The organism is Microbacterium tenebrionis (assembly GCF_020682665.1).
Taxonomy (GTDB): domain Bacteria; phylum Actinomycetota; class Actinomycetes; order Actinomycetales; family Microbacteriaceae; genus Microbacterium; species Microbacterium tenebrionis.
Window position 1 is genome coordinate 562,367 of sequence record NZ_JAGTTM010000002.1, and the last position, 17,491, is coordinate 579,857.

Here is a 17,491-nt window from a genome sequence, read left to right on the forward strand (position 1 = left end):
TTCTCGCGGGCGGGCAGCGACCGAGCAGCGGGCGGGCAGCGGGCGGGCCGCGTCGGCGCGGAGTCGTAGGATGGAAGGCGTGACTGCGCCGAACGCGACCCCTGTGGAGACCCTGTCGTTCGAGGCCGCTCGCGACGAGCTCGTTCGCGTCGTCGCGGAACTCGAACAGGGCGCACCCACCCTCGAGCACTCGCTCGCCCTGTGGGAGCGCGGCGAGGCTCTGGCTGCGCGGTGCGAGGAGTGGCTGTTGGGAGCGAAGCGCCGCCTCGAGGCGACTCGTCCCGAGGCATCCGACGGCTCAGACGAGGACGAGTCGTGAGCAAGCAGCCTCCCGTCGTCGCCGAGCTCGGACGCCCGGAGACTCCCGAGGAGACCGCCGCGCGCAAGGCCGAGTTCAGCAGGAACTACCGCGCCAGCCAGACGTTCCGCAATCTCATCGCAGCCCTCATCATCACTCTCGCTGTGGTCGCCGTCATCATCTTCGCCGTGCCGCGCGGTGAGCCGGCATCCACCCCCGAGGTCGACGTCGCCCGCATCGCCGCCGACGTCGAATCGACCATGGACGGCCCCGTCATCGTCCCGGAACTCGGCGACTTCTGGCGGGTCAACGCCGCCGAGCTGCAGGGCGGCGCCACCACCGTGTGGAACGTCACCCTCGCCCCCGCAGACGAGAGCGAGCGCGGATTCATCCGCATCGGTCAGGCCTTCGACACCGAAGCATCCTGGGCCCCTCAGGTGCTGAACGGATCGGCGCCGACGGGCGCGACCCGCATCGGCGGGCTCGACTGGGACGTCTACGAACTCGCCGGCAGGACCGACAACAACGTCATCTATGCGCTGGGCACTCAAGCAGGGGACGACTACGTGCTGCTGTACGGGTCGCGATCGGCCGATTCCACCGCTGAGCTCGCCGAAACGCTCGTCCCGCAGATCCAGACCATTTCGGAGGCAGAATGACCGTGCTCACCCCCACCGCTGCCTGGCAGGAGATGCTCGACGGCAATCGTCGTTTCGTCGCCGGTGAGCCGCGGCATCCGAATCAGAACGTCGAGAAGCGGCACGAGCTCGCGGACGGTCAGAACCCGATGGCGACGCTGTTCGGATGCGCCGACTCGCGCCTCGCCGCCGAGATCATCTTCGACAAGGGACTGGGCGACCTGTTCGTCGTGCGCAACGCCGGCCAGGTGATCGGCGAGTCGATCGTGGGCAGCCTCGAGTACGCCGTCGAGGTCCTGCAGGTCCCGCTCATCGTCGTGCTCGCGCACGACTCGTGCGGGGCCGTCCGGGCGGCGATCGACGGCACCGCCATCGACGCCGCTCCCCTGCCGCCGCACATCTGGAAGCTCATCGCGCCGATCATCCCCGCCGCCCGCAAGGTTCTGGCCGCCAACGGCGGCACGACTCCGGACGACATCGACGCCGAACAGGTCGGGCGCGAGCACCTGCGCAACACCGTCGCGAACCTGCTGCAGTCGTCCGAGTTGATCAGCGACGCCGTCGCCGAGGGACGCCTGGGCATCGTGGGCGCGAACTACCGGCTTTCCGAGGGCACGGCCGTGCCCGTCATCACCGTTGGAATCGACACGGGGTCGACGGACGACCTCGCAGACCAGGAGGGATCGAAGTGACCGAGACCGAATTCCGCATCGAGCATGACACGATGGGCGAGGTGCGGGTGCCCGTCAACGCGCTGTACAGCGCGCAGACCCAGCGCGCCGTGGAGAACTTCCCGATCTCGGGCAAGGGGCTGGAGTCGGCGCAGATCGCCGCTCTCGCGCGGATCAAGAAGGCCGCGGCCCTCGCGAACAAGGAGCTCGGCACCCTCGACGGCGCCATCGCCGATGCGATCGCGCAGGCCGCCGACGAGGTCGCCTCGGGCAAGCACGACGGCGAGTTCCCCGTCGACACCTACCAGACCGGATCCGGCACCTCGTCGAACATGAACATGAACGAGGTGCTGGCGACGCTCGCCACCGGCATCCTCGGTTCCGCCGTCCACCCGAACGACCACGTCAACGCCTCGCAGTCGTCCAACGACGTCTTCCCGACGTCGGTGCACATCGCCGTCACGCAGGCGCTGATCGACACGCTCATCCCCTCCCTCGACCACCTCGCCGTGGCGCTCGAGGCGAAGGCCGAGCTGTGGAAGGACGCCGTCAAGTCGGGCCGCACGCACCTGATGGACGCCACGCCCGTCACCCTCGGCCAGGAGTTCGGCGGCTACGCCCGTCAGATCCGCCTCGCCATCGAGCGCGTGCAGTCGGCACTCCCCCGGGTCGCCGAGGTGCCCCTGGGCGGCACGGCCGTCGGCACCGGCATCAACACGCCGCTCGGCTTCCCGCAGAAGGTCATCGAGCTGCTCGCAGCCGAGACCGAGCTGCCGATCACCGAGGCCAAGGACCACTTCGAGGCGCAGGCCAACCGCGATGGACTCGTCGAGACCTCCGGTGCGCTGCGCACGATCGCGGTGTCGCTGACGAAGATCAACAACGACCTGCGCTGGATGGGCTCCGGCCCGAACACCGGCCTGGGCGAGCTGCACATCCCCGACCTGCAGCCCGGTTCGTCGATCATGCCCGGCAAGGTGAACCCCGTCGTCCCCGAGGCCGTGCTCATGGTGTGCGCGCGCGTCATCGGCAACGACGCGACCGTGGCCTGGGCCGGAGCATCCGGTTCCTTCGAGCTCAACGTCGCGATCCCCGTCATGGGCACGGCCCTTCTCGAGTCGATCCGCCTGCTCGGTAACGCCGTCCGCGTCCTCGCCGACAAGACCATCGGCGGCCTGCAGGCGAACACCGAGCGCGCAGCGGCCTTTGCCGGCATGAGCCCGTCGATCGTCACCCCGCTGAACAAGGTCATCGGCTACGAGGCCGCCGCGAAGATCGCCAAGCACGCGGTCGCCAAGGGCATGACCGTGCGCGACGCCGTCATCGACCTCGGCTACGTCGAGCGCGGCGAGATCACGCTCGAGCAGCTGGACGAGAAGCTCGACCTGCTCTCGATGACCCACCCGGGCTGACGCGCCGCGGCCCTTACTCCGCCCCGATCCGCTGACTCGTCCCCGATCTGCTGACGTTTCTCACCACTTCGTCAGCAGATCGGGTATCCCTCCGCAGATCGGGGCGTACAACTCCTCCTGCACAGGTCTGCAGATTGCCAAGCCGTGCACGGTTCGCGCCGGGTGGCTCAGGGCGGATGCTGCTTAACGGGCAGGCTGTGATGCATGCTCTCCGCATCCGACACCATCCGGCGCCTCGGCGGCATCGCTCGCGGCGCTCATCTTCAGACGCTTGGCTTCACTCGTCGAACACTCACGAACTGCGTGCGACGCGGAGAGATCCAACGCATCCGTGACGGTGTCTTCGCCGTCGAACCGCTCGACGGCGACATCCGGTCGGCGACCGCCCACGGAGGCGCGCTGACCTGCGCGAGCGTGCTGCAGCTGGCCGGGATCTGGGTCCTGGACACCACGGAGGTGCCACACGTCTGGCTCGGGTCCGACCGCCATGCGCACCCGCATGACGGCTGCGCATGCGTCTCGCACTTCTACCGCGGCACACCTCCCCTCGGGCGCGCGAGCCTCGAGACCGCCCTGGTGCACTTCCGCCGCTGCGCAGGCGATGAGGCGTTCTTCGCCGCCTTCGAGTCGGCGTGGCGGAAGCGTCTGCTGTCCGCGGCGGCTCGCGCTCGCGTACGGGCTGCTCTGCCGGCATCCGCTCGCTGGCTCGTCGATCTCGCACGCTCGGATGCCGACAGCGGCCTGGAATCGCTCCTGCGGCTGCGCCTCCACGTCCTCGGCATCCGCCTCGACTGTCAGGTCTCGATCGACGGTGTCGGGCGAGTCGACTTCGTGCTCGGCGGCCGCCTGATCCTCGAAGCCGACGGGAAGAAGAATCATGACGGGACGATGATGCACAAGGATCGAGTGCGGGATGCCGCAGCATCCCGTCTCGGGTATGAAACCCTGCACTTCGACTACGCACAGATCGTGCACGACTGGCCGACCGTCCAATCGGCCATATGCGGCGCACTCGACCGCCTCAGGGCCCGCAACTGACCCGTTCTGCGGACCCGATCCCGATCTGCTGACATTTACTACGAATCCGTCAGCAGATCGGGACACCCTCCGCAGATCGGGGGCCGAAAGCTCAGCTGAGCTCGCCGCCCTCCAGCAGGTCGGTGACCAGGGCCGCGATGGCGGAGCGCTCGGAGCGCATCAGCGTCACGTGGCCGAACAGGTCGTGTCCCTTGAGCGTCTCGATCACCGAGGCGATGCCGTCGTGGCGGCCGACACGCAGGTTGTCGCGCTGTCCGACGTCGTGCGTGAGCACGACGCGCGAATTCTGACCCATGCGGCTGAGCACCGTCAGCAGCACGTTGCGCTCCAGCGACTGCGCCTCGTCGACGATCACGAATGCGTCGTGCAGCGAGCGACCGCGGATGTGCGTCAGCGGCAGCACCTCGAGGAGGCCCCGCTCGACGACCTCGTCCATGACGTTGCCCGACACGACCGAGCCGAGGGTGTCGAACACCGCCTGCCCCCATGGGCCCATCTTCTCGTTCTGGTCTCCGGGCAGGTAGCCGAGTTCCTGGCCGCCGACGGCGAACAGCGGACGGAAGACGATGATCTTCTTCTGCTGCTGGCGCTCGAGAACGGCCTCGAGTCCGGCGCAGAGCGCCAGCGCCGACTTGCCGGTTCCCGCGCGTCCGCCCAGCGACACGATGCCGACCTCGGGGTCGAGCAGCAGGTCGATGGCGATGCGCTGCTCCGCCGACCGTCCGTGCATGCCGAACAGTTCGCGGTCGCCGCGCACCAGCCGGTACTCGCCGTCGCCCGTGACGCGGCCGAGGGCCGAGCCCCGCTCGGAGTGGATGATGAGGCCGGTGTTCACCGGGAGCCCGCGGGCGTCCTCGCTGATGCCGACTTCGCTCTCGTACAGATCGCTGATGTCGTCGCCCGACAGATCCAGCGAGGCGATCCCGGTCCAGCCGGAGTCCACGGCCTGCTCGGCGAGGTACTCCTCCGCGCTGAGGCCGAGGGATGCAGCCTTGACACGCATCGGGAGGTCCTTCGAGACGATCGTGACGTCCTGACCGTCCTGGGCGAGGTTCATGGCGACCGCGAGGATGCGGCTGTCGTTGTCGGCGAGTCGGATGCCGCTGGGCAGCGCACTGGCGTCGGAGTTGTTCAGCTCCACCCGGAGGGTGCCTCCCTCGCCGACGGGCACCGGGAAGTCGAGGCGCCCGTGCTCGATGCGCAGTTCATCGAGGTGGCGCAGCGCCTGGCGGGCGAAGTACCCGATCTCCGGATCGTGCCGCTTGCCCTCGAGCTCCGTGATCACCACGACCGGGAGGACGATCGAGTGCTCGGCGAAGCGGAACAGCGCCTGGGGATCCGACAGCAGCACCGACGTGTCGAGCACGTACGTGCGGAGGTCCTGATCCGGCTCGTCCGAGGACGACCGGCGCGAGGCCTGACGGGTGGACTGCTGTGCTGTACGTGTGGTCACGACCCACTCCCGACCCGGGATTCTTCCCGGCTATGCCACGAGTCGACCTGGGGTCACGAGCCGCGAACCTGAGGGCCGACTCGACCGGACACCGTGTCCGATGCCTTGAACGTACGACCGCCGACGAGCATCCGCGGACTCGACACGCCCGAAGCGCGGGTTACGCGCAGATTAACTCTCGGGCGCGCTCAGGCGCCCGCTCCGACGACCGTGCTGAGGGCGTCGTCGAGCATGCGCAGCGTGTCGTCCGTGGTGCCGGCATGGGCCGCGACCCGCACCGTCGTGCCCCGTGTGGTGGCGACGACGCCGGCGTTCGTGAGCGCCGCCGAGACAGCGGCGGGCGCCTCGGGCGCGAGGGCGACGATCCCGCCGCGACGCTCGCGCTCGCGCGGGGTCAGCACCGGGATGCCGTGGCGCTCCGCGATCTGGAGGATGACGTCGACGCGCCCGCTGATCGCCTCGTCGATCGCGCCGACTCCGGGGTCGCGCACGTCTCGCAGCGCGATCGCCAGCCGCGCGACGCCGAGCTGATCGCCGCCGCTCACGACGACGGCTGCAGGGTCACGGTGTCGGCGGCGACGCCGAGCAGTTCGGCGGCGAGCGCCCGGGCTTCGTCGAGCCGCTCGGCGACGAGTTTGCGCGAGGAGGGACGTCCGCTGCCGAGCAGATCGGCATCGGCGAACACCTCGGCGCGCACGGCCTGGGACATCGGCCCGAAGGCTGCCCAATCGAGGTAGCCGGGATCGCCGTCGAAGGTGGGGAGATAGTCGTCGAATGCGCTCGCTCGATGAGTCTCCCGTGGAGCCCGCCGGCGAGTATGGGCAGGCCGCCCCAGTCCCGGGTGCGGTGGTCAGCGCCCGAAGCGCCGATCGCGGTCGGTGAAGTCGCGGATGGCGCGCAGGAAGTCGACCTGCCGGAGATCGGGCCCCAGTGCCTCGACGAAGTAGAACTCGCTGTGCGCGCTCTGCCACAGCAGGAAGTCGCTGAGACGCTGTTCGCCGCTGGTGCGGATCACGAGGTCGGGATCGGGCTGCCCGCCGGTGTAGAGGTGCTCGCCGATCATCTCGGGCGTGAGGTTCGCGGCGAGGTCCTCCAGACTCCCTCCGGACGCATCGTGCTTCGCGATGATCGAGCGCACGGCATCCACGATCTCGTTGCGTCCGCCGTAGCCGACGGCGAGATTGACGTGGAGACCTGAATTGGCCTTCGTGCGCTCCTCGGCGTCGCGCAGCACCCGCGCGAGCTCCTCGGGCAGGATGTCGCTCCGGCCGACGTGCTTGACCCGCCAACCGGCCTGCTGCGACAGCGACTCGGCGAGCTCGGCGATGATCTCGATGAGGTCCTCGATCTCCTTCGACTCGCGCTTGCGGAGATTGTCGCTCGAGAGCAGATACAGCGACACGACCCGCACGCCGATCTCATCGCACCACCCCAGGAACTCGCGCATCTTCGCCGCTCCTGCACGGTGCCCGTCCGCCGCCGAGTCGAATCCCAGCTGCCTGGCCCACCGCCGGTTGCCGTCGATCATCATCGCAACGTGATGCGGGACGGATGCCGCGTCGAGACGGCGTCGGAGGCGGTTGCTGTAGAGCCGATACAGCGGGCCCCGGCCCTCGCTCGCACGTGCATTCACGTGCCTACGCTACCGCGCAACCCTCGCAGACCCGTGTGACGGTGCTGTGGATCCCGGATATGTGCGCTTCACGGCATGGAGGTCGTCTTAGAGTGAGCACGTGAGCGCACCCGAGACCGACGCCGTTCCTGTTCCCGAGCTGCCGCTGCTGAAGGCCGCATCCGCCGACGCCGAGGTGGAGATCAAGCCGACATGGCGGGGCTGGCTGCACGCGGGCACCTTCCCCGTCGCGATCGCCGCCGGCATCGTGCTGATCGTGCTCGCCCACGGGGCACCGGCGAAGTGGGCTGCTGCCGTCTTCATGGCGAGCTCGCTGCTGCTGTTCGGCAACTCCGCGCTTTATCACCGCATCAACTGGAAGCCGAAGACCAAGCTCATCCTCAAGCGGATCGACCACGCGAACATCCTGCTGCTGATCGCCGGCACCTACACGCCGCTCGCGGTGAACGCCCTCGTGCCGGAGAAGGGCGTCCTGCTCCTCTGCCTCGTCTGGGGCGGTGCGATCCTCGGCATCCTGTTCCGCGTGTTCTGGATCGGCGCACCGCGCTGGCTGTACGTCGCGCTGTACCTCGTGCTCGGATGGGCGGCCGTGATGTACATGGTCGACCTGGTGATCGCCAACGTCGCGATGATGGTGCTCGTGTGCGTCGGCGGTGTGCTCTACACACTCGGCGCCGTCGCGTACGCGCTGAAGAAGCCGAACATCTGGCCGGGCCACTTCGGGTTCCACGAACTGTTCCATCTGTGCACCGTGCTGGCGTTCCTGTGCCACTGGACCGCGTGCCTGCTGATCTCCCTCGCCCCGCACTCCCCCTCGCTCGGCCTTCCCGGCTGAGCGCCGCCGACAACAACCAAGGAGAGACCCATGGCCGATGTCGAGAGCTTCACGCTCGATCACACCGCTGTCCGCGCCCCCTACGTGCGCCTGATCGGCGTCGAGAACGGCCCGAAGGGCGACGCGATCTCGAACTTCGACGTGCGCTTCGTCCAGCCCAACGAGGGCGAGATCCCCACCGCAGGGCTCCACACGATCGAGCACCTGCTCGCGAGCCTCATGCGCGACCGGATGGACGGCATCATCGACATCTCGCCGTTCGGCTGCCGCACGGGCTTCCACCTGATCACCTGGGGCGAGCCCGACGTCGCGCAGATCGTGGATGCTGTGCGCGGCAGTCTCACCGCGATCGCCGAGGAGATCACCTGGGAGCAGGTGCCCGCGGTCAGCGCGGTCGAGTGCGGCAACTACCGCGACCACAGCCTGCACAGTGCGCGCGAGTGGTCCAAGCGCATCCTCCAGCAGGGCATCAGCCTCGACCCGTTCGAGCGCGTCGGCGTCTGACGCGCTCGGGCCCGCTCAGGCCGGCGGGTTCTGCTCGTCGCTCTCGCGGGCCGCTGCCTCTTCGGCATCCAGTTCCTCGCGCACCTCGGCGCGGTAGCGGACGCGGCGCACGCGCCGGTTCATGTCCCAGATGAGCAGCGCGACGGCGATCACGACGATGACGATCACCGCGAAGCCCGCAGGCCCCGGGGTGACGGAGTTCGGGTCGACGGTCATCGACGGCGTCGGCATCGGGGTCTCGGTGCCGGTGAGCACCATTCCGAAGAGCACCATCATCTGTCCGCCTCTCGATCTCAGGTCGCGTAACCTGGAACTCCAGCCTAACGACCGAAAGGCACCCGCCGTGACGACCGCGCAAGAGCTCGATGAGCGGTACGGGCGCACCCGTCGCCGGCGGCTGCCGTGGATCGTCGGAATCCTGCTCGTGATCGCCGTGGTGGGCGTGTTCGGGTGGATGACGTTCATGCAGTCCGCCAACTCCGTCGACGCCGACGATCTGGGTTTCGAGGTCGCTGACGAGCACAGTGTGACGGTGCTGTTCCAGGTCACCGGCGGGCAGGGCAAGGACGTCGCGTGCGCGATCGAGGCGCTCGACGAGGAGTTCGGCATCGTGGGGTGGAAGATCGTCGAGATCCCGGCATCCGAGGAGCATCTTCAGCAGTTGAGCACGACGGTGCCGACCGTCGCGGAGGCCACCACAGGTTTGGTGAACTCCTGCTGGGTCGCATAGAATCCTCTTCAGACGACGCCCTGGCACTGAGCCGGGGCGTCTTGGCATATCCCCTCCGCCGTGACGGCGGTCAGCACACTCGCCCTGAAGGGCGTTCGATGAAGGAGCACGCTGTGTCCACAGACGCTCAGGTCCCGTTCCTCACGCAGGAAGCCTACGATCGGCTCGTTGCCGAGCTCGAGCACCTCTCCACCGTCGGTCGCGACGAGATCGCCAAGCGCATCGAAGCGGCCCGCGAAGAAGGCGACCTCAAGGAGAACGGCGGATACCACGCCGCGAAGGACGAGCAGGGCAAGCAGGAGGCGCGCATCCGCACGCTCGAGCAGCTGCTGAAGACCGCCAAGGTCGGCGAGGCCCCTGCGAGCCGCGGCATCGTCGAGCCGGGCACGGTCGTGACCGCGATCGTCGCGGGTGGCGAGGAGCAGTTCCTGCTCGGCAGCCGCGAGATCGCCGGCGACACCGACCTCGACGTGTACAGCGAGGCGAGCCCGCTGGGCCAGGCCATCCTGGGACTCAAGATCGGTGAGAAGACGTCGTACGAAGCCCCGAACGGCAAGTCGATCTCGGTCGAGGTCACCGGCGTGGAGACCTACGCCGGCTGACGCCGAGACCGCAGGGCCGCGCCGAGACTGCGACGATTCGTCGCTGTCTCGGCGCGGCCCTGGTGTTTCGTGCGGCTCGTCGTCTGTCGATCGGGCCTCGGCAGGACGGGATCAGTCGGGGACGACGATGGGGTCGTATCCCGCCCGGCGCAGCGTGTCGAGCGTCAGCTCGGTGTGCTCGGCGCCGCGCGTCTCGATGCTCAGCTGCAGGCTGACCTCGCTGATCTGCAGACCCTGGCCGTGGCGGGTGTGCATGACCTCCATGACGTTGGCTCCGGCCTCGGCGACGAGCTCCGAGACCCGCGCCAGCTGGCCGGGACGGTCGGGCAGCGGGATGCGGACCGTCAGGTAGCGACCGGATGCCGCCAGCCCGTGCGAGACGACGCGCTGCAGCAGCAGCGGGTCGATGTTGCCTCCCGTGAGGACTGCGAGCGTGTTACCGGTGTCGTGCACCTTGCCGGCGAGGATCGCTGCGACGCCGACGGCCCCGGCGGGCTCGACGACGACCTTGGCCTGCTCGAGGAGGATGAGCAGGGCGCGGGCGATGTCGTCGTCGCTGACCGTGACGACCTCGTCGACGAGGTCGCGGATGATCTCGAACGGCACATCCCCTGGCATGGCGACGAGGATGCCGTCGGCGATCGTCGGGTGCGTCGTGATCTCGACCGGATGCCCTGCCTCGAGCGACGGCGCGACGGCGGCGGCGTTCTCGGCCTGGACGCCGATGACACGGACGGTCCGTCCGTTCTTCTCGGCCGCGGCCTTCGCCGCTGCGGCGACGCCCGCGATCAGGCCTCCCCCGCCGATTCCGACGAGGATCGTGTCGACGTCCGGAGCGTCCTCGATCAGTTCGAGACCGAGCGTTCCCTGACCGATCACGATGTCGCGGTGGTCGAACGGGTGGATCATGATGGCGCCGGTCCGCTCCGCGAACTCGGCGGCGAGGCGCAGGGATGTGGCAACGGTCTCGCCCTCGAGGACGACCTCGGCGCCGTAGCCGCGCGTGGCCAGGAGCTTGGGCACCGGAACGCCGAGCGGCATGAAGATCGTCGCCGGGATGCCGAGGGCTTGAGCCGCGAGCGCGACGCCCTGCGCGTGGTTGCCGGCGGATGCCGCGACCACGCCGTGCGATCGCTCCTCAGCGGTGAGCTGAGCGAGCCGGTGGCCCGCGCCGCGGATCTTGAACGACCCGGTGCGCTGCAGGTTCTCCATCTTCAGCACGACGGGCGATCCGAGGATGTCCGACAGCGCTCTGGACGGCAGTGTCGGCGTATGGGAGATGACGCTCTCCAGCCCCCGTGCGGCTTCTTCGAACTCGGCCAGGGTGGGGACTGCGCTCATGTATTCCTCCGTCGCCGCTCGCGCGGCACTGTGCTCCAGATGAGATCGCCGGCGGGTTGTCGGCCGGTGCGCCACGAGCCCGTGCTCAACGTCACGGCCACGACGTTGACGAACGCGGCGAGCGGGACGGCGAACAGGGCGCCGGGAATGCCGGCGATCATCGATCCGCCGGCGACGACGAGGACCACGGCGAGGGGATGCACTTTCACGGCGGTCCCCATGAGGATCGGCTGCAGCACGTGGCCTTCGAACTGCTGCACGCCGATGACGACGACGAGCATCCAGAACGCGTTCCACGGGTCGTTGTAGACGAGCGCGAGGAACACGGCCACCGCTCCGGTGGTCACGGCGCCGACGATCGGGACGAACGCGCCGAGGAAGACGAGCACCGCGACGGGGATCGCCAGCGGCACCCCGAGCAGGAATGCTCCGAGGCCGATGCCGATCGAGTCGATCGTCGCGACGAGCAGCTGCGTCTTGGCGTAGTTGACGACCGTGCGCCATCCGCTGCGTGCGGCTGCGTCGACGGCGGGGCGAGCGTCACGCGGAAACAGCTTGGTCGCCCACCGCCAGATGCCCGCGCCGTCGGCGAGCAGGCAGATGAGGATGAACAGGGTGAGCAGCGCGCCGACGAGCACGTGACCGGCGGTCGTGCCGATCGCGAGCGCGCCGGACCACAGCAGTTCGGCCTGCTGCTGGATGAGCGCGAAACCCTGATCGATGTAGTCCTGGATCTGCGTCTCGGTGAGGTGCAGCGGCCCGTCGATGAGGTACTGCCGGAACTCGTCGACGGCCTGGGTGGTGCGCACCTGGACCTGCGGCCATTCGCGGCTGATCTGCCATCCGACCAGCCACAGCAGTCCGGCGACGATCGCGATGGTCCCCATCAGCGCGATCACGATGGCCACCCAGCGCGGGAAGCGGTGCCGCAGCATCCACTCGAATGCGGGCCACAGCAGCGCGGTGATGAGGATGCCGATGAGCAGCGGGATGACGAGGAGCTTGAGCTGGATGACGATCCAGATGATGACACCGGCGGCCGCGGCGATCAGCAGCAGGCGCCACGCGTAGGCGGCGCTGACGCGCAACGACAGCGGAACGGCGTTGTCGGCCTCGGTCGAGACCGTCCGATCCGTGGGCATGCGACCCCACAGGAGATCGCGCTTGCGGGGGCGCTGCTGGTCCGTCATGGGCCAAGTCTAGCTGCGGGCCTGTGCGGATGCTGTGCCGCCGCCGTCCCCTTGTCGGACGCCGAGGGTACGCTGACCGGGTGTCCGAGACCCTCAGCGCCGCACAGGCCAGACGCGCAGCCCTGGCCGCCCAGGGATTCACCCGTCGCCGCCCGACGGCGACCGTCGCCGCACGGCACGTGCACGCGGCGATGGAACGCCTCGGGGTGCTGCAGATCGACTCGGTGAACGTGTTCGCCCGCAGCCACTACCTGCCGCTCTTCTCGCGGCTCGGCTCCTACGACCCCGCGCTGTTGGACCGCGTCTTCCTGTCCAGGACGACCCACTACGTCGAGTACCTCGCCCACGAGGCGACGTTCGTGCCTGTCGAGGACTGGTCGCTCTGGCGGTTCCGCATGGATGACTTCCGGCGGCGATGGTCGGCCCCGGACTCGTGGGCGAGCCAGAACGCCCGCACCCTCGCCTGGGTGCAGGACGAGCTTCGTGATCGAGGCCCGCTCCGGCCGGCCGAGTTGCGAGCCGACGCCCCTCGTGATCGAGGCAGCTGGTGGGACTGGGACGAGGTCAAGATCGCTCTCGAGCACCTGTGGCGCATCGGTGACGTCGCGATCAGCGGCAGGCGGGGGTTCGAGCGGGTGTACGCGCTTGAGGAGCACGTGATCCCTGAAGAGGTGCGTGCCCGCGAGGTGCCGCGGCAGGATGCGATCACCGAGCTGATGCACCGCGCCGCGCGCTCCCAGGGGGTCGCCACCGAGACCGACCTCGCGGACTACTACCGCATCCGTGACCGAGGGGCGGTGCGCCGCGCGATCGATGACCTCGTCGACGCCGGAGAGCTCAGCCCCGTGCAGGTGCGCGGGTGGGAGCGCGGCGGCAAGCCTGTTGCGGCGTGGATGCACCGGGACGCCGTCGTCCCGCGCCGCGTGGACGCCGCAGCTCTGCTCACACCGTTCGACCCCGTCGTGTGGTTCCGCGAACGCGCACTGCGCGCGTTCGACCTGGACTACCGGATCGAGATCTACGTGCCCGCCGAAAAGCGCCGCTTCGGCTACTACTCACTGCCCGTCCTGGTCGGCGATCGGATCGTCGCCCGCGTGGATCTGAAGGCCGAACGCTCGTCGTCGACACTGCAGGTGCAGTCGGCGTGGTGGGAGCCGCACGCGCGTCCCGAGGACGCCGAGGCCGTGGCTCAGGAGCTGGCCCTGGCGGCATCCTGGCAGGGTCTGGAGAACATCTCCGTCTCCGGGTGGGGCGACGCGGCCGATGCCGTCGCAGGCGCCCTGCACGTCGCGCGCGGCGGGATCGCACGGCACGTGCACCATCGCGAGGTGCCTGCGTGACCAGACGGGCGCGCGTGGGCGTCGCAGTGATCGTCGCTGTCGGACTTGTCGTGGTCGCCGTCGTCGTCGTAACGCTCTGGCCGCGCACGGCCACAGGCCCGCGATCTGCGTCCGGAACCGGAGTGGAGCTCAGCGATGCGCAACTGGAGGCGGCGGCCCAGCAGCGACTGGATGCCGTGGTCGAGGCGTGCATCCGCCCCTCGACGGAGATCCCGGAGGCGTGCGGCTTCCGGATCCCCTGGGCGGCAGGGCTCGCCGAGGTCGACGGCATCCGGTTCCGCGTCGAGGAACCGCCGATGCTCGCCGTGACGCTGCCGACGTTCCGCGCCGACGGCGGCGTGCTCGTCGCGACCCTCACCGGGACGGGCACGGACGGCGAGTCGACCTCCGTGACCTACCGCACCGAGGACTGGAAGCTGCGCGGTGATGTGATGGTCAAGAACGTCGGCGTCGTGCTGTCGGTGTGGTGACGATCAGAACTGCACGCGCGGCGGCTCGGCGATCGCTGCGCCGTCGGCCACCTCGAAGAACTCGCGTTCGGTGAATCCGAGGCTTCGGGCGAAGAGGTTGTTCGGGAACACCTTGATCTTGGTGTTCAACTCGCGCACGCCGCCGTTGTAGAAGCGCCGGGCGGCCTGGATCTTGTCCTCGGTGTCGACGAGCGAGTGCTGCACCTGAAGGAAGTTCTGGCTGGCCTGCAGCTGCGGATACGCCTCGGCGACGGCGAACAGGCTCTTCAGCGCCTGCTGCAGGTGGCCCTCGGCGATCCCCGCCTCACCGGGGCTCGCCGCGGCCAGCGTCTCGGCCCTGGCGCGCGTGACGTTCTCGAAGACCGCCTTCTCGTGCGAGGCGTATCCCTTGACCGTCTCGATGAGGTTCGGGATGAGGTCGGCGCGTCTCTTGAGCTGGACCGTGATGCCGCTCCATGCCTCGTCGACGCGGACGTTCAGTTGGACCAGGGAGTTGTACGTCGCCCAGAGGTAGATGCCGACGAGCACCAGTACTGCGACGACGATCAGTACCGGAATGAGCCATTCCATGTCAGGCAACCCCCTTGGACCGATTTTCCTTCATCCTACCGAGGCACCCTGCGTGTGAACTGGGCATCGTCACTGCCCGAGCACCCGATCCAGGTACCGGTTCGCGAACCGCCGCTCGGGGTCGAGCCGATCGCGCAAGGCGGTGAACTCGTCGAACCGCGGGTAGCGCTCCCGCAGCCGGCGCGCAACCAGCGTGTGCAGTTTGCCCCAGTGCGGCCGGCCGCCGTGTTCGAGGCAGATCTGCTCGACGGCCTCGAAGTACTCGGTGGGATCGGCGCGCCAGTACCGGTGGACGGCTATGTATCCGCTCGCTCTGCCGTGCGCGGTGGAGAGCCACAACTCGTCGGCGGCCGCGAACCGGACCTCGATGGGGAACTCGATCCGCCAGCCCTTGCGGCGGATCAGCTGCTGGATCTCGCGGAAAGCCGGGACGACGTTCTCGGCGGGCAGCGCGTACTCCATCTCGCGGAAGCGCACGTTCCGGCTCTGCGTGAGCACGGTGTGCGACCGGTCGGTGTACTCGCGGTCCCCGGTCAGTCTCACCGCCAGCCGGCTGAACGGCGGAGTGATGGCGGGGATGACCTGCCCCGCTGCGCAGACGACGCGGTAGACGCCGTTGGACAGGAGCGTCTCGTCGATCCAGCGCCCCGCCACCGGCAGTGGCCTGCGCGGTGCGGACTCCGCAAGCCGTGTCTGCCGCTTGGTGAGGGCGACCTCGGTGTGCGGGAACCAGTAGAACTCGAAATGGTCGGATGCCGCAGCACGGTCGTGGACGGTCTCGAGGACGTCCTCGAGCGGCGCAGGCTCGTCGATCGCGTGCATGACGAAGGCGGGCACGCACTGCAGCGTCACCTCGACGAGGATGCCGAGTGCGCCCAGTCCCAGCGCGACGGCCGGGAGCAGCTCGGGGTTGTCGTTCTCATCGACGCGCAGGAACTCGCCTGCGGCCGTGATCAGCGTCGCGCCGACGACCTGGGTGGCGAGTCCGCCGAAGCCGGCGCCCGTGCCGTGAGTTCCGGTCGAGATGGCTCCGGCGATCGACTGCCGATCGATGTCGCCGAGGTTCTGCATCGCCAGGCCGTGCGGTGCCAGCATCCGCGGGATGCGGTGCAGGCGCGTGCCTGCCAGCAGCGTGACCCGCGACCGTTCGACGTCGACCGAGACGAGTCCCTGCAGATCGTCGAGTTCGAGCAGCACACCGGGGGCGACGGCGATCCCTGCGAAGCTGTGCCCCGCGCCCACGGCCTTGATGGGCAGATCCTGCGCGATCGCCGCCAGCACGGCGCGCTGCACGCCCTCCGGGCTGCGCGGCCGCTCCACGCGGGCGGGCCTGATCGACGCCGACCGTCCCCAGTTCTGCCATGTGCCGCCGGGTCTGGTCACAGGAACGCCTTCCCCTCGCCGCGATACGTGGGAAGCTCGTCGATCACCTCGGACCCCGACACGAGCCGGTACGCGTCGATGTGCTCGGCGCCCTCGCCGCTCTTCGCGTGCCGGAACCACACGCGGTCGCCGATCCTCAGGTCGGCCGCAGAACGACCCTGCAGCGGGGTCTGCACCTCGCCCGCCGCTTCCCGCGGCATCGTGCGCAGGCCGCCTGGCCATACCGCGCGCGGCTGGCGCGAGGCGAGGGCTGGACCCGAGGCGATCCATCCGCCGCCGAGCACGGTGGCGATGTCGGCGGCGGGGCGGCGGACGAGGTCGAAGGCGAACGCGCTCGCCGGAGCGGGCCGGAACGACCGGTAGCCGTCGAACAGGTGCCCGCCGAGCAGCCCGCTCCCGGCCGAGGCCTCGGTGACGGCCTCGTCGCTGCCGGTGAACTCGAGCGATCCGGTCCCCCCGCCGTTGAGGAACTCCAGCGGGGCGAGGTCGGTGAGCGCGTCGGCGATCTCCGCACGGCGGGTGCGCAGCTCGGCCCGAGAACGCGCCTGCACCGTGCGGATGACGGGGGCGTCCGAGCCGTTGTCGCCCTGTCCGGCGATCTGCGCCTCGTACATCTGGAGCCCCACGAGCTTGAATCCGGGGCGGGCGAGGATCGTGCGCGCGAAGCGCGTCACGTCGGATGCGGTGAACAGGGGCGAGCGGCGCACGCCGATATGCCCGAGCGCCGCGGAGCGCCAGGAGGCGTCGGCATCGATCGCGACGCGGACAGCGGCTCGTGATCGGGGTGCGGCGACGCTGTCGACGAGGTCGAGGTGGGCCGGGTCGTCGACCATGAGCGTGATGCGCGAGGCTGCCGCGTCGTCGTGGACGAGGCGTTCGAGGCCCGCCCTGTCGACGGTCGGGTAGCCGAGCACGATGTCGTCGTGGGTCTCGGCGAGCCAGAGGGCTTCGGCGAGCGCGTACGCCAGGATGCCCCGATAACCGGGGATGCGCAGCACGGCATCGAGGACGGCCCGCACCCGTACGGACTTGGAGGCGACCCGGATCGGGATGCCGCCCGCGCGGACCAGCATGTCCATCGCATTGTGCCGCAGGGCGTCGAGGTCGATGACTCCGACCGGTGCCGCCAGATGCGCAGTGGCCTCCGTCAGCCGCGGCCACCATCGGGCGGGGTCCTCCCAGGCGCGATCGGCGGGCGACGTCGAGAGAGCCGTGAGGTCGAGCACTCCCCCACCCTACGACCTCGGCCCGCGCAGACGCGCGAGTAGGCTGAGGTGTCACGCCCCCATAGCCCAATGGCAGAGGCAGGCGACTTAAAATCGCTTCAGTCTGGGTTCGAGTCCCAGTGGGGGCACCGGGGAGCGGTCCGACTTGGCCCGGCAT

General features: G+C 69.2%; 21 protein-coding genes and 1 tRNA gene. 12 read left to right on the forward strand and 10 right to left on the reverse strand.

All coding sequences use genetic code 11. The annotated features are described in order from the left end of the window. Positions 1-79 precede the first annotated feature (79 nt). The 5 genes from KEC56_RS08020 to KEC56_RS08040 all read left to right on the forward strand — a co-directional run bounded on the left by KEC56_RS08020 (position 80) and on the right by KEC56_RS08040 (position 4,057). Positions 80-319: an exodeoxyribonuclease VII small subunit gene (locus KEC56_RS08020; RefSeq protein WP_372456253.1), complete on the forward strand. Its 240-nt coding sequence runs from the start codon at positions 80-82 to the stop codon at positions 317-319. After that, positions 316-957, forward strand: a complete 642-nt coding sequence (locus tag KEC56_RS08025; protein WP_227530514.1) for a DUF4245 family protein — start codon at positions 316-318, stop codon at positions 955-957. Before KEC56_RS08020 ends, KEC56_RS08025 begins: the two co-directional genes overlap by 4 nt. Beyond that, on the forward strand, positions 954-1,628 hold the full coding sequence (locus KEC56_RS08030) for a carbonic anhydrase (protein WP_227530515.1): 675 nt from the start codon (positions 954-956) through the stop codon (positions 1,626-1,628). The genes KEC56_RS08025 and KEC56_RS08030 overlap by 4 nt, the downstream gene beginning before the upstream one ends. Then, complete coding sequence (locus tag KEC56_RS08035; protein WP_227530516.1) at positions 1,625-3,019, forward strand: class II fumarate hydratase; 1,395 nt, start codon at positions 1,625-1,627, stop codon at positions 3,017-3,019. Before KEC56_RS08030 ends, KEC56_RS08035 begins: the two co-directional genes overlap by 4 nt. A 204-nt stretch (positions 3,020-3,223) precedes the next feature. Continuing rightward, positions 3,224-4,057 (forward strand): endonuclease domain-containing protein, encoded by an 834-nt coding sequence (locus KEC56_RS08040; protein ID WP_227530517.1) that lies wholly within the window; start codon positions 3,224-3,226, stop codon positions 4,055-4,057. Between the two features lie 91 nt (positions 4,058-4,148). Here KEC56_RS08040 and phoH2 read toward each other — a convergent pair whose 3' ends face one another. The 4 genes from phoH2 to KEC56_RS08060 form a co-directional block, all read right to left on the reverse strand. Continuing rightward, positions 4,149-5,510, reverse strand: a complete 1,362-nt coding sequence (gene phoH2, locus KEC56_RS08045) for an RNA 5'-3' helicase PhoH2 (RefSeq protein WP_372456254.1) — start codon at positions 5,508-5,510, stop codon at positions 4,149-4,151. Between the two features lie 188 nt (positions 5,511-5,698). Further along, positions 5,699-6,055, reverse strand: a complete 357-nt coding sequence (locus KEC56_RS08050) for a kynureninase/PvdN C-terminal domain-containing protein (RefSeq protein ID WP_227530518.1) — start codon at positions 6,053-6,055, stop codon at positions 5,699-5,701. Next, positions 6,052-6,219 carry a hypothetical protein gene (locus KEC56_RS08055; protein ID WP_227530519.1) on the reverse strand — a complete coding sequence of 56 codons (168 nt, stop codon included), beginning with the start codon at positions 6,217-6,219 and terminating at the stop codon, positions 6,052-6,054. The genes KEC56_RS08050 and KEC56_RS08055 overlap by 4 nt, the downstream gene beginning before the upstream one ends. Before the next feature lie 141 nt (positions 6,220-6,360). After that, complete coding sequence (locus KEC56_RS08060; RefSeq protein WP_227530520.1) at positions 6,361-7,143, reverse strand: isoprenyl transferase; 783 nt, start codon at positions 7,141-7,143, stop codon at positions 6,361-6,363. Between the two features lie 100 nt (positions 7,144-7,243). On the opposite strand from KEC56_RS08060, the gene trhA reads away from it, so the two are divergent. Both trhA and KEC56_RS08070 read left to right on the forward strand, forming a co-directional pair. Continuing rightward, complete coding sequence (trhA, locus tag KEC56_RS08065) at positions 7,244-7,978, forward strand: PAQR family membrane homeostasis protein TrhA (RefSeq protein WP_227530521.1); 735 nt, start codon at positions 7,244-7,246, stop codon at positions 7,976-7,978. Positions 7,979-8,008: 30 nt separating this feature from the next. After that, the gene (locus KEC56_RS08070; protein ID WP_175985824.1) at positions 8,009-8,482 is read left to right on the forward strand and encodes an S-ribosylhomocysteine lyase; all 474 of its coding nucleotides are present in this window, start codon (positions 8,009-8,011) and stop codon (positions 8,480-8,482) included. A 15-nt stretch (positions 8,483-8,497) separates the two neighbouring features. Here the strand turns inward: KEC56_RS08070 and KEC56_RS08075 are convergent, their stop codons facing one another. After that, positions 8,498-8,758 (reverse strand): hypothetical protein, encoded by a 261-nt coding sequence (locus KEC56_RS08075; RefSeq protein WP_227530522.1) that lies wholly within the window; start codon positions 8,756-8,758, stop codon positions 8,498-8,500. A gap of 67 nt (positions 8,759-8,825) precedes the next feature. On the opposite strand from KEC56_RS08075, the gene KEC56_RS08080 reads away from it, so the two are divergent. After that, positions 8,826-9,212, forward strand: coding sequence for a DUF4307 domain-containing protein (locus KEC56_RS08080; RefSeq protein WP_227530523.1), 387 nt, complete (start codon positions 8,826-8,828; stop codon positions 9,210-9,212). Positions 9,213-9,325: 113 nt separating this feature from the next. After that, positions 9,326-9,814 (forward strand): transcription elongation factor GreA, encoded by a 489-nt coding sequence (greA, locus tag KEC56_RS08085; RefSeq protein ID WP_175985822.1) that lies wholly within the window; start codon positions 9,326-9,328, stop codon positions 9,812-9,814. Between the two features lie 111 nt (positions 9,815-9,925). Here greA and ilvA read toward each other — a convergent pair whose 3' ends face one another. Both ilvA and KEC56_RS08095 read right to left on the reverse strand, forming a co-directional pair. Further along, positions 9,926-11,155: a threonine ammonia-lyase gene (gene ilvA / locus KEC56_RS08090; RefSeq protein ID WP_227530524.1), complete on the reverse strand. Its 1,230-nt coding sequence runs from the start codon at positions 11,153-11,155 to the stop codon at positions 9,926-9,928. Beyond that, on the reverse strand, positions 11,152-12,345 hold the full coding sequence (locus KEC56_RS08095) for an AI-2E family transporter (RefSeq protein ID WP_227530525.1): 1,194 nt from the start codon (positions 12,343-12,345) through the stop codon (positions 11,152-11,154). Before KEC56_RS08095 ends, ilvA begins: the two co-directional genes overlap by 4 nt. Before the next feature lie 80 nt (positions 12,346-12,425). Between KEC56_RS08095 and KEC56_RS08100 the strand changes: the two genes are divergently transcribed. Both KEC56_RS08100 and KEC56_RS08105 read left to right on the forward strand, forming a co-directional pair. Then, positions 12,426-13,685, forward strand: coding sequence for a winged helix-turn-helix domain-containing protein (locus tag KEC56_RS08100; protein WP_227530526.1), 1,260 nt, complete (start codon positions 12,426-12,428; stop codon positions 13,683-13,685). After that, positions 13,682-14,155: a hypothetical protein gene (locus KEC56_RS08105; RefSeq protein ID WP_227530527.1), complete on the forward strand. Its 474-nt coding sequence runs from the start codon at positions 13,682-13,684 to the stop codon at positions 14,153-14,155. Before KEC56_RS08100 ends, KEC56_RS08105 begins: the two co-directional genes overlap by 4 nt. A 3-nt stretch (positions 14,156-14,158) precedes the next feature. On the opposite strand, the gene KEC56_RS08110 is transcribed toward KEC56_RS08105, so the two are convergent. The 3 genes from KEC56_RS08110 to KEC56_RS08120 all read right to left on the reverse strand — a co-directional run bounded on the left by KEC56_RS08110 (position 14,159) and on the right by KEC56_RS08120 (position 17,334). Beyond that, the gene (locus KEC56_RS08110; RefSeq protein ID WP_227530528.1) at positions 14,159-14,725 is read right to left on the reverse strand and encodes a LemA family protein; all 567 of its coding nucleotides are present in this window, start codon (positions 14,723-14,725) and stop codon (positions 14,159-14,161) included. A gap of 69 nt (positions 14,726-14,794) precedes the next feature. Next, the gene (locus tag KEC56_RS08115) at positions 14,795-16,108 is read right to left on the reverse strand and encodes a D-arabinono-1,4-lactone oxidase (protein ID WP_227530529.1); all 1,314 of its coding nucleotides are present in this window, start codon (positions 16,106-16,108) and stop codon (positions 14,795-14,797) included. Beyond that, positions 16,105-17,334: an alanine racemase gene (locus tag KEC56_RS08120; RefSeq protein WP_227530530.1), complete on the reverse strand. Its 1,230-nt coding sequence runs from the start codon at positions 17,332-17,334 to the stop codon at positions 16,105-16,107. The genes KEC56_RS08115 and KEC56_RS08120 overlap by 4 nt, the downstream gene beginning before the upstream one ends. 55 nt (positions 17,335-17,389) lie before the next feature. Here KEC56_RS08120 and KEC56_RS08125 point away from each other — a divergent pair. Continuing rightward, positions 17,390-17,462, forward strand: a tRNA-Leu gene (locus KEC56_RS08125). Positions 17,463-17,491 lie beyond the last annotated feature (29 nt).